12 protein-coding genes are annotated in these 9,577 nt (G+C 64.8%); 10 read left to right on the plus strand and 2 right to left on the minus strand.

Annotated elements, in window-relative coordinates:
• Positions 1–85: 85 nt before the first annotated feature.
• Together APH25_RS23775 and APH25_RS23780 are read right to left on the minus strand one after the other, a co-directional pair.
• Positions 86–418: an EscU/YscU/HrcU family type III secretion system export apparatus switch protein gene (locus APH25_RS23775; protein ID WP_060483582.1), complete on the minus strand. Its 333-nt coding sequence runs from the start codon at positions 416–418 to the stop codon at positions 86–88.
• Positions 415–1,965, minus strand: a complete 1,551-nt coding sequence (locus APH25_RS23780) for a flagellar hook-length control protein FliK (RefSeq protein ID WP_060483583.1) — start codon at positions 1,963–1,965, stop codon at positions 415–417. The genes APH25_RS23775 and APH25_RS23780 overlap by 4 nt, the downstream gene beginning before the upstream one ends.
• 161 nt (positions 1,966–2,126) lie before the next feature.
• Between APH25_RS23780 and ccmA the strand changes: the two genes are divergently transcribed.
• The 10 genes from ccmA to APH25_RS25335 are packed head-to-tail and all read left to right on the plus strand — an operon-like array spanning position 2,127 to position 9,463.
• Complete coding sequence (gene ccmA, locus APH25_RS23785) at positions 2,127–2,759, plus strand: cytochrome c biogenesis heme-transporting ATPase CcmA (protein WP_060483584.1); 633 nt, start codon at positions 2,127–2,129, stop codon at positions 2,757–2,759.
• The gene (gene ccmB, locus APH25_RS23790) at positions 2,756–3,424 is read left to right on the plus strand and encodes a heme exporter protein CcmB (RefSeq protein ID WP_028633436.1); all 669 of its coding nucleotides are present in this window, start codon (positions 2,756–2,758) and stop codon (positions 3,422–3,424) included. Before ccmA ends, ccmB begins: the two co-directional genes overlap by 4 nt.
• Positions 3,425–3,470: 46 nt before the next feature.
• Positions 3,471–4,238 carry a heme ABC transporter permease gene (locus APH25_RS23795; protein ID WP_028633435.1) on the plus strand — a complete coding sequence of 256 codons (768 nt, stop codon included), beginning with the start codon at positions 3,471–3,473 and terminating at the stop codon, positions 4,236–4,238.
• Positions 4,235–4,411 carry a heme exporter protein CcmD gene (ccmD, locus tag APH25_RS23800; protein ID WP_028633434.1) on the plus strand — a complete coding sequence of 59 codons (177 nt, stop codon included), beginning with the start codon at positions 4,235–4,237 and terminating at the stop codon, positions 4,409–4,411. Before APH25_RS23795 ends, ccmD begins: the two co-directional genes overlap by 4 nt.
• Positions 4,408–4,851, plus strand: coding sequence for a cytochrome c maturation protein CcmE (gene ccmE, locus APH25_RS23805; RefSeq protein WP_028633433.1), 444 nt, complete (start codon positions 4,408–4,410; stop codon positions 4,849–4,851). The genes ccmD and ccmE overlap by 4 nt, the downstream gene beginning before the upstream one ends.
• An 11-nt stretch (positions 4,852–4,862) precedes the next feature.
• Complete coding sequence (locus APH25_RS23810; protein WP_177331222.1) at positions 4,863–6,836, plus strand: heme lyase CcmF/NrfE family subunit; 1,974 nt, start codon at positions 4,863–4,865, stop codon at positions 6,834–6,836.
• Positions 6,833–7,369 carry a DsbE family thiol:disulfide interchange protein gene (locus APH25_RS23815; RefSeq protein ID WP_060483586.1) on the plus strand — a complete coding sequence of 179 codons (537 nt, stop codon included), beginning with the start codon at positions 6,833–6,835 and terminating at the stop codon, positions 7,367–7,369. The genes APH25_RS23810 and APH25_RS23815 overlap by 4 nt, the downstream gene beginning before the upstream one ends.
• The gene (locus APH25_RS23820; RefSeq protein WP_028633430.1) at positions 7,366–7,842 is read left to right on the plus strand and encodes a cytochrome c-type biogenesis protein; all 477 of its coding nucleotides are present in this window, start codon (positions 7,366–7,368) and stop codon (positions 7,840–7,842) included. The genes APH25_RS23815 and APH25_RS23820 overlap by 4 nt, the downstream gene beginning before the upstream one ends.
• Complete coding sequence (gene ccmI, locus APH25_RS23825; RefSeq protein ID WP_060483587.1) at positions 7,835–9,031, plus strand: c-type cytochrome biogenesis protein CcmI; 1,197 nt, start codon at positions 7,835–7,837, stop codon at positions 9,029–9,031. The genes APH25_RS23820 and ccmI overlap by 8 nt, the downstream gene beginning before the upstream one ends.
• Before the next feature lie 12 nt (positions 9,032–9,043).
• Complete coding sequence (locus APH25_RS25335) at positions 9,044–9,463, plus strand: hypothetical protein (RefSeq protein WP_082428427.1); 420 nt, start codon at positions 9,044–9,046, stop codon at positions 9,461–9,463.
• Positions 9,464–9,577: the final 114 nt, after the last annotated feature.

A 9,577-nucleotide genomic window follows, 5' to 3' on the forward strand; every position in this document is an offset into this window, starting at 1 on the left:
CTCCCACAGGTTCCTGGTGAATCAACACGTTATGCGTAGTTCCCTGAGAGCGAGCCTTGCTCGCGATGGGGTGCGCAGCGCCGCCTCAGGGCCACGGCAAACGCGGCAGGTTCGGAGTTATATCGCGCTCAGGCTCCGGCGTGTCATCGAACCCGGGCGGCACTTTGCCGCGTAACTGCCAGGCGAAGGCGATGATTTCGGCGATAGTCAGGTACAGGGCTTCGGGTATCTGGTCGCCCAGTTCCAGCCGGGCCAGCAAGCGCACCAGCTCGGCGTTTTCATAGATGGGAATTTCGTGTTCACGGGCAATGGCCATGATCGCTTCGGCCAGTTCGTCGTCACCTTTGGCGCTGAGCGTGGGTGCCTGTTGGCCGTCATAGCTCAGGGCGATGGCCTGGCGCGGGGTTTTCAGGCTCATGCGTTTTCATCCACCCAGCGTTGTTCCACCCGGGTGCTGGGGCCTTGCGGTGCAATACCGGGGTGGCATTGCAGGTCGCCCACGTGCAGCCCGCGGGCCAGCAAGCCAGCGCGCAGCGCGCCGAGTTCGGTATCGATCAGGCGCGCGGTGCGTTCCCGCTCCGCCCACAGCTGGCCGCTCAGGCAGCCTTGGGTGAGCTGTGCCTGCACCTGCAAAGGGCCGAGCGGTGCCAGGTCGAATGCCAGCTCGATGCGCCACAGTGACTGCAGGGAATCCTGCGCCTGGTGCTTGCGCTCGGCCTGTTGTTCGGGGGTTTCCTCCCGTTGCAGCTTGACCTGCAGCGGGATGAAGTCCTGCCCATGGCGGATGGGGATTTCAGTTTGCCAGGTGGTCTGCAGGTTGCCGTTCTCCAGCGTGCCGGTTTGCTGCAAGCTGCTCATGGCATGGCTCTGCAGGCGGGAAATGGCCGCCGCAGCCAGGCGCAGCAGCGCTTGCAGGTCGCCTTCGTCCTCCAGGGCCTGGAGCAGTTTGGACGGGAGCGGAAACCCACCAGGCTGTGGCTTGGGCGAAACCCGTTCGAGCATCCCCAGGGCATTGCGCGCCAGCGCCGGCATGGCGGCGGCCAGGGTGGCCGGTGGCGGGTTGATCGCGGCATTGGTGGTGGCCTGGGCGATGAGCTGAAGCAGGTTGGCCTTGAGGTCGGTGGCCAGCGCAGGCGCGCCACCGGCCAGCAGCTTGGCTTCCAGAAAGGCGCCGCTGTTGCTCAGGGCCTGTATCAGCGCCTTGGCATCACCCAGTTGCGTGGCCGTCGGCAAGGCCGCCAGCAGGCGCTCGGTGCTGGCGCGTACGTCGGGATCGGTGCCTGGATCGCTCGCCAGCTGTTGCAGCGCGCTCAGCAGGCCGGGCAATGATGCCTGGCGGTTCTGCTGGGTAAGCAACTGCTGGGCGATGCTGAGCTGGTCCTGCCTGCCGCTGAGCGGGACGAAGCGCAGTGACTGATCGCCTTGTACCAACCCGCTGAGCAAACTGCCCAGGGCCAGGGGGCGGGGGCTGTCGATGGCCAGCACGGCGCCAGCCTGAGCAGTGTTCAACAGGCTTACCAATGCCCGGTAGCTGGCCGGTTGGTCGGCCGTGGCAGGCAGCGCCTGGTTGGTCAGCACCTTGCCCTGTAGCAGCGTACCAATAGGCACCTGGCTGGTATCAAGGCGGGTGAGGGTGGCTACCTGGCTGGCACTGGCCTGTTGCAGCAGGATGGCCAGGCGGCCGGCCTCAGGCTGGCTCACGGTCACCTGGCTACCCTGGGGCAGGGGCTGGCTGGCATTGGCCTGCAACTGGGTTTGCAGGCCATTGGCTTGCATCAGGCGCAACACCAACTGAAAATCCTGGCCGGCCTGGCGCATGGACACCACTTCGGCTTGCGCCGTCTCGCCCGGGGCGAGCAAACCCGGCTGAGCCTGGGTCAGGCGCAGCAGTTCGCCGGTCACGGCCGCTTTCACTGCCTGGGCGCTGGTCGCGGTTTGTGGGCCGAGACTATTGATTTCAGTCATGATTGTATACAACCTGTGGAACCCAGCCTCTTGGCAGCGTGGCTGTGCATGTAATAATGCCGCCCGCCCGTGGTTGCCAGTATAACGGCAGCGCGATGGGCGACTTGAGTGGCAGGGCTTCAGGTGTGCGCCCTGGGCCCTACAACCGATAAGGCGAAACCGTGACTCTTCACCTCCAAGCCGTGGGCCTGGCCTGCGAGCGCGACTGGCGTCTGCTGTTCGAGCACCTCGCGTTCGAATTGCGGCCCGGCGACATGTTGCAGATCAGTGGCCCCAACGGGAGTGGCAAGACCAGCCTGCTGCGCCTGCTGGCCGGCCTGATGCAGCCGACCGCCGGGCAGATCCTGCTGGGTGGCAAGCCTCTGGGCGAGCAGCGTCACGCCTTGGCCAGCATCCTGTTGTGGATCGGCCATGCGGCGGGCATCAAGGACCTGCTCACCCCCGAGGAAAACCTCACCTGGCTGTGCGCGTTGCACCAGCCTGCCAGCCGCGAGGCCATCTGGTCGGCGCTGGCAGCCGTCGGGCTGCGCGGTTTCGAAGACGTACCCTGCCATACCCTGTCTGCCGGGCAGCAGCGCCGCGTCGCCCTGGCCCGGCTGCACCTGGCCAGCCCGCCGCTATGGATTCTCGACGAACCCTTTACCGCCCTGGATAAACAGGGCGTGGCGCAACTGGAGCAGCACCTCGCACACCACTGCGAACAAGGCGGCACCGTGGTGATGACCACTCACCATGCGCTGGCCCGCAAACCGTCCGGTTACCGCGAACTGAACCTGGGGCAGTGGGCGGCATGAGCGTATTCATCCTGTTGCTGCGCCGGGAGGCGCGCCTGTTGTTCCGCCGCCCGGCCGAGCTGGCCAACCCGTTGGTGTTCTTCGCCATCGTGGTGGCGCTGTTCCCCTTGGCGGTCGGCCCCGAAAGCCAGACACTGCAGAACCTGTCACCGGGCCTGGTGTGGGTGGCGGCACTGCTGGCGGTGCTGCTGTCGCTGGACGGCCTGTTCCGCAGCGACTTCGAGGACGGCTCACTGGAGCAGTGGGTGCTGTCGCCGCACCCGCTGGCACTGATGGTGCTGGCCAAGGTGCTGGCGCACTGGATCTTTTCCGGGCTGGCGCTGGTATTGTTGGCGCCATTGCTGGCCTTGATGCTGGGGCTGCCCGGGCACTGCCTGCCTGTGCTGCTAGGCTCGCTGTTGTTGGGCACGCCGGTATTGAGCCTGCTGGGCGCGGTGGGCGCGGCGCTGACGGTGGGCCTCAAGCGTGGCGGCCTGCTGCTGGCGTTGTTGATTCTGCCGTTGTATATCCCAGTATTGATCCTGGGCAGTGGTGCGTTGCAAGCGGCATTGCACAATATGCCCGCAACCGGCCAACTGCTCTGGCTCGCCAGCCTGGCAGCCCTGGCTGTCACCCTGGCACCCTTTGCGATCGCCGCCGGCCTGAAGATCAGCGTCGGCGAATAACGAGTCCTGGGCTTTCAAGCCCGGCAAATACCCTGGATGTACCCTGATGAAAATGAGCTGGACGTGGTTCCACAAGCTGGGTTCCCCCAAATGGTTCTATGCCATCAGCGGCCGCCTGTTGCCATGGCTGGCCGTGGCTGCGCTGGTACTGCTGCTGGTCGGTATCACCTGGGGCCTGGCCTTCGCCCCCCAGGACTACCAGCAGGGCAACAGCTTCCGCATCATCTATATCCATGTGCCAGCGGCGATGCTGGCGCAATCCTGCTACGTGATGCTGGCGGTGGCCGGTGTGGTGGGGCTGGTATGGAAGATGAAGCTGGCCGATGTGGCCTTGCAATGCGCCGCGCCCATTGGCGCCTGGATGACGGCCGTAGCGTTGGTCACCGGCGCCATCTGGGGCAAGCCCACCTGGGGCAGCTGGTGGGTCTGGGATGCCCGGCTTACGTCCATGCTCATCCTTCTGTTCCTGTACTTCGGCATCATTGCGCTGGGCCAGGCAATCAGTAATCGTGACAGCGCGGCCAAGGCCTGCGCGGTGCTCGCCATCGTTGGGGTAGTGAACATCCCGATCATCAAGTACTCGGTGGAGTGGTGGAACACCCTGCACCAGGGGGCCACCTTTACCCTCACCGAAAAGCCGGCGATGCCGGCCGAGATGTGGCTGCCGCTGCTGTGCACGGCACTGGGGTTCTACTGCTTTTTTGGCGCCGTACTGCTGATGCGCATGCGCCTGGAAGTGCTCAAGCGCGAGGCGCGCGCCAGTTGGGTCAAGGATGAAGTATCAAACAGCCTTGGCCGGAGGGCCGCACCATGAGTTTTGCCAGCTTCGGTGATTTTCTTGCCATGGGCCACCATGGTTTGTACGTGTGGTCCGCCTATGGCATTTGCGTGGCGGTGCTGGTGCTGAACGTGGCCATGCCACTGCTGGCCCGCCGTCGCTACCTGCAAGAAGAGGCGCGCCGCTTGCGCCGGGAGAACATTCAGTGAATCCGCAGCGCAAGAAACGCCTGTTGCTGATCGTCGGCCTGCTGGTCGGCGTGGGGGTTGCCGTGGGCTTTGCCCTGAGCGCATTGCAGCAGAACATCAACCTGTTCTACACCCCTACCCAGATTGCCAATGGCGAGGCCCCCCAGGACACGCGCATTCGTGCCGGTGGCATGGTCGAGAAAGGCTCTGTGCAGCGCTCGTCCGATTCACTGGACGTGCGCTTTGTGGTCACCGATTTCAACAAGTCGGTGCCCATTACCTACCGCGGCATCCTGCCAGACCTGTTCCGCGAGGGGCAGGGCATTGTCGCCTTGGGCAAGCTCAATGGCGACGGTGTAGTGGTCGCCGATGAAGTGTTGGCCAAGCACGACGAAAAATACATGCCGCCCGAGGTCACCAAGGCGTTGAAGGAAAGCGGCCAAGCGCAGGTGCAGCCATGAATGCGGCGCTGGTGATACCCGAACTCGGCCAGTTGGCGATGATACTGGCCATCTGTTTTGCGGCTGTGCAGGCCAGTATTCCGCTGCTTGGCGCCTGGCGTGGCGACAGCCTGTGGATGAGCCTGGCACGCCCCGCGGCCTGGGGCCAGTTTGCGTTCCTGGCCTTCGCCTTTGCTTGCCTGACCCATGCGTTCATGACCGACAACTTCTCGGTGGCGTATGTGGCCAGCAACTCTAACAGCGCGTTGCCCTGGTACTACAAATTCAGTGCCGTATGGGGCGCCCACGAGGGCTCCTTGCTGCTGTGGGCGCTCATATTGGGTGGCTGGACCTTTGCCGTATCGGTGTTCTCGCGGCAGCTTCCCCAAGTCATGCTGGCCCGCGTGCTGGCGGTGATGGGCATGATCAGCGTGGGCTTTCTGAGCTTCCTGATCATCACCTCCAACCCGTTCCAGCGCTTGCTGCCGCAGGTGCCGGTTGATGGCCGCGACCTCAACCCGTTGCTGCAGGACATCGGCCTGATCGTTCACCCGCCGATGCTGTACATGGGCTACGTGGGCTTTTCGGTGGCCTTCGCCTTCGCCATCGCCGCGCTGCTCGGTGGCCGCCTGGATGCGGCGTGGGCGCGCTGGTCGCGGCCCTGGACCATCGTCGCCTGGGCGTTTCTGGGTGTGGGCATCACCCTGGGTTCATGGTGGGCCTACTATGAGCTGGGCTGGGGCGGCTGGTGGTTCTGGGACCCGGTCGAGAACGCCTCGTTCATGCCATGGCTGGTGGGCACGGCGCTGATCCACTCGCTGGCGGTGACCGAAAAGCGCGGTGTGTTCAAGAGCTGGACGGTGCTGCTGGCCATCGCGGCGTTTTCCCTCAGCCTGCTGGGCACCTTCCTGGTGCGGTCGGGCGTGCTGACCTCGGTTCACGCCTTTGCGGCCGACCCCTCGCGCGGCATCTTCATCCTGTTCTTCCTGCTGTTCGTGGTGGGCGGCTCGCTCACGCTGTTCGCCCTGCGTGCGCCGGTGGTCAAGAGCCAGGTGGGCTTCGGCCTGTGGTCGCGTGAAACACTGCTGCTGGCCAACAACCTGGTACTGGTGGTAGCGGCCTCGATGATTCTGCTGGGCACGCTGTACCCGCTGGTGCTCGATGCCCTGACAGGGGCCAAGCTGTCGGTTGGCCCGCCGTACTTCGATGCGTTGTTCCTGCCGTTGATGGCGCTGTTGATGCTGGTGTTGGGCGTGGGCGTGGTGGTGCGCTGGAAGGACACCCCCGGCAAGTGGCTGGCCAGCATGATGACCCCGGTGCTGATCGGCAGCGCAGTGATGGCACCGCTGGCAGGGTTTGTCGTCGACGACTTCGACTGGCCAGCCCTGGCCACCTTTGCCCTGGCAGCCTGGGTGGTGCTGGGTGGGGTGCGCGATATCCTCGACAAGACCCGCCACAAAGGGTTGCTCAAGGGCCTGCCGGGCCTAGGCCGCAGCTATTGGGGCATGCAGGTCGCGCACCTTGGCCTGGCGGTGTGTGCTTTGGGCGTAGTGTTGTCGAGCAACAACAGCGCCGAGCGTGACTTGCGCATGGCCCCGGGTGAAAGCGTGGAACTGGGCGGGTACCACTTCCTGTTCCAGGGCGCCAAGCATTTTGAAGGGCCGAACTTCATTTCCGACAAGGGCACCATCGTGGTCAGCCGCGAGGGCCGGGAAGTGGCCACGCTTCACCCCGAGAAACGTCTGTATACCGTGCAGCAGTCGATGATGACCGAAGCCGGTATCGACGCCGGCTTTACCCGCGACCTGTACGTGGCCCTGGGTGAACCGCTGGAAAACGGTGCCTGGGCGGTGCGGTTGCACATCAAGCCTTATGTCCGCTGGATCTGGCTGGGCGGTCTGCTGACTGGCCTTGGCGGGGTGCTGGCGGCCCTCGACCGGCGTTACCGCGTCAAGGTCAAGACCCGGGTGCGTGAGGCCCTGGGCGTGTCTGGAGCAGCTGCATGAAACGTTGGATCATGGTGGTGCCACTGGCGTTATTCCTGCTGGTGGCGGTATTCCTCTACAAAGGGTTGTTCCTCAAGCCCGAAGAGCTGCCTTCGGCAATGATCGGCAAGCCGTTCCCGGTATTCTCCCTGGCATCGTCCCAGGGCGACCGCATGCTCACCCAGGCTGATTTGCAGGGCCGCCCGGCGCTGGTGAACGTGTGGGCGACCTGGTGTTCGTCGTGCAAGGTCGAGCACCCCTACCTGAACCAGCTAGCCAAGCAGGGTGTGGTGATCTACGGGGTCAACTACAAGGACGACAACGCGGCTGCGCAGAAGTGGCTGGCCGAGTTCCACAACCCCTACCAGCTGGATATCCGTGACGAGGAGGGCACCCTGGGGTTGGACCTGGGCGTCTACGGTGCGCCGGAAACCTTCCTGATCGATGCCGAGGGCGTTATCCGCTACAAACATGTGGGGGTGGTCGATGCCACCGTCTGGCGTGAGCAACTGGCACCGCTCTACCAGGGCCTGGTTGACGAGGCCCGGCCATGAGGCGTTGGTTGGCGGCCGCAACCCTGGTACTGGGCGTGGCCGGTGTGGCGAGTGCGGCCATCGATACCTATCAGTTCCGTGACCAGGCCGAGCGGGAGCGCTACCAGCAACTGACCAAGGAATTGCGCTGCCCCAAGTGCCAGAACCAGGACATTGCCGATTCCAACGCCCCGATTGCAGCCGACCTGCGCCGGGAGATTTTCCGCATGCTTGGCGAGGGCCAGAGCAACCAACAGATCGTCGACTTCATGGTCGACCGCTACGGTGACTTCGTGCGCTACAAGCCGGCCCTCAGCGGCCGCACTTGGCTGCTCTGGTTCGGCCCCGGCCTGTTGCTGGCGGGTGGCTTCGTGGTGCTGGCGATCATTGTGCGTCGGCGCCGCGTGACGGCTGTGCAGGGCACCGATCAACTGTCTGCAGACGAGCGTGAGCGTCTGGCCAAACTGCTGGAAAAAGAACGCACCCATGACTGAATTCTGGCTTAGCGCGGGCCTGCTGTTGCTCGCCGCTCTCAGCTTCTTGCTGATCCCGATCCTGCGTGGCCGGCGTCGGCAGCAGGAAGAAGACCGTACCGCACTGAACGTGGCGCTGTATCAGGAACGCGTGGCCGAGCTTGCTGCCCAGCAAGCCGCTGGTGTCCTGGACGGTGCGCAGCTGGACCAGGGCCGGGACGAGGCCGCGCGCGAGCTGCTGGCCGACACCGAGGGTGCCGAGCCCGCGCGCCTGCGCCACCTGGGTAAAGCCCTGCCACTGCTGGCAGCGGTGCTGGTGCCGCTGATGGCCCTGGGGCTGTACCTGCACTTTGGCGCTGCCGACAAAGTAGCCCTGACCCAGGAATTCGCCCAGGCGCCGAAGTCGATGGACGAGATGACCACGCGCCTGGAGCGGGTGGTGCAGGCCCAGCCGGACTCTGCCGAGGCGGTGTATTTCCTGGGCCGTGCCTACATGGCCGAACAACGGCCCGCGGATGCCGCCCGCACCTTCGAGCACGCCGTGGGTTTGGCGGGGCGGCAGCCTGAGTTGTTGGGGCAGTGGGCGCAGGCGTTGTACTTTGCCGCCGACAAGCAGTGGAGCCCGCAGGTGCAGGCGTTGACCGATGAGGCGCTGAAGGCCGACCCCAACGAGGTCACCAGCCTGGGCCTGCGCGGTATCGCCGCGTTCGAGGGAGAGCGCTACCAGGAGGCCATCGATTACTGGAAGCGCCTGTTGGCGCAGTTGCCACAAGGCGACGCTTCGCGTGCCGCGCTGCAGGGCGGTATCGACCGCGCCGCCGAGCGCTTGGGGGGTGCTGCTGGCCAAGCGTCCCAGCCGGCGCCGGCCACAGCACGGTTGAAGGTTAGGGTCGAACTGGCGCCTGCCTTGCAGGGCAAGGTACGGCCGGACGATACGGTATTCATCTTTGCCCGCGCCAGTAATGGCCCGCCCATGCCGCTGGCGGCGAAGCGGGTGACGGTGGCGCAATTGCCGATCGAGGTGGAGTTGACGGACGCCGATGCGATGATGCCGCAGATGAAACTGTCGGATTTCGCCGAAGTCCAACTGGTTGCACGGGTGTCGAGGGGTGGCCAGCCCACCCGTGGTGAATGGCGTGGGCAAGGTGCCCCTTTACCAGTTGCGACCCAGGCCACCCAGCATCTGACGATCGACAGCCCTGACCTGTAAGAGAGCCTTGCCATGCACAGTTCCGTACGCCTGACCTTGATTGCCCTGGCTTTGGGTTTGTCTGCCTGTACGGGGCATGGCCCGGCGACCCAGCCGGAGCCGCCGGTGGACCGGGCGCCGCCTCCGCAGGGGCCGGTTATCAAGCCCTTGCCGGGTGGGCAGCCTTCCACGCCGGTGGGCAAGCCGGCGCCGGCGCCGAAGCCGGTACCGCGCACGTCGGCGAGCTTTGCACCGCCGCCGGGTGGGGCCAGCCATTGGGACCCGAAGTTGGGGGTTTATGTGTTGGATAAGCAGCCCAATACGTTTTATCGGCAGCGCACTTATTACCGGTTTGATAATGGGTGGAGTTGGTCGTTGAGCCCGAATGGGCCTTGGCAGGCTACGGACAGTAGTGGTGTGCCGGGTGGGTTGGGGCGGGCCTTTGGTAATTAAGTGATGCCACACTCGCCCTACCGGAACCCTGTAGGAGCGAGCGCAGCTCGCGATGCGCCGCCTGTGCTCTTGCTTTCGCTCTCGCTCTCGCTTCTAAGTGCGCGATAGTTTAAG

Origin of the sequence: Pseudomonas sp. NBRC 111119 (genome assembly GCF_001320125.1) — a bacterium.
GTDB classification, from domain to species: domain Bacteria; phylum Pseudomonadota; class Gammaproteobacteria; order Pseudomonadales; family Pseudomonadaceae; genus Aquipseudomonas; species Aquipseudomonas parafulva.

What these genes read in the sequence shown, in the direction of transcription:
- APH25_RS23775 (WP_060483582.1), bottom strand. Translation starts at nt 418, where the DNA reads ATGAGCCTGAAAACCCCGCGCCAGGCCATCGCCCTGAGCTATGACGGC.
- APH25_RS23795 (WP_028633435.1), top strand. Translation starts at nt 3,471, where the DNA reads ATGAAAATGAGCTGGACGTGGTTCCACAAGCTGGGTTCCCCCAAATGG.
- APH25_RS23820 (WP_028633430.1), top strand. Translation starts at nt 7,366, where the DNA reads ATGAGGCGTTGGTTGGCGGCCGCAACCCTGGTACTGGGCGTGGCCGGT.
- ccmB (WP_028633436.1), top strand. Translation starts at nt 2,756, where the DNA reads ATGAGCGTATTCATCCTGTTGCTGCGCCGGGAGGCGCGCCTGTTGTTC.
- APH25_RS23815 (WP_060483586.1), top strand. Translation starts at nt 6,833, where the DNA reads ATGAAACGTTGGATCATGGTGGTGCCACTGGCGTTATTCCTGCTGGTG.
- ccmI (WP_060483587.1), top strand. Translation starts at nt 7,835, where the DNA reads ATGACTGAATTCTGGCTTAGCGCGGGCCTGCTGTTGCTCGCCGCTCTC.
- APH25_RS23780 (WP_060483583.1), bottom strand. Translation starts at nt 1,965, where the DNA reads ATGACTGAAATCAATAGTCTCGGCCCACAAACCGCGACCAGCGCCCAG.
- APH25_RS25335 (WP_082428427.1), top strand. Translation starts at nt 9,044, where the DNA reads ATGCACAGTTCCGTACGCCTGACCTTGATTGCCCTGGCTTTGGGTTTG.
- ccmD (WP_028633434.1), top strand. Translation starts at nt 4,235, where the DNA reads ATGAGTTTTGCCAGCTTCGGTGATTTTCTTGCCATGGGCCACCATGGT.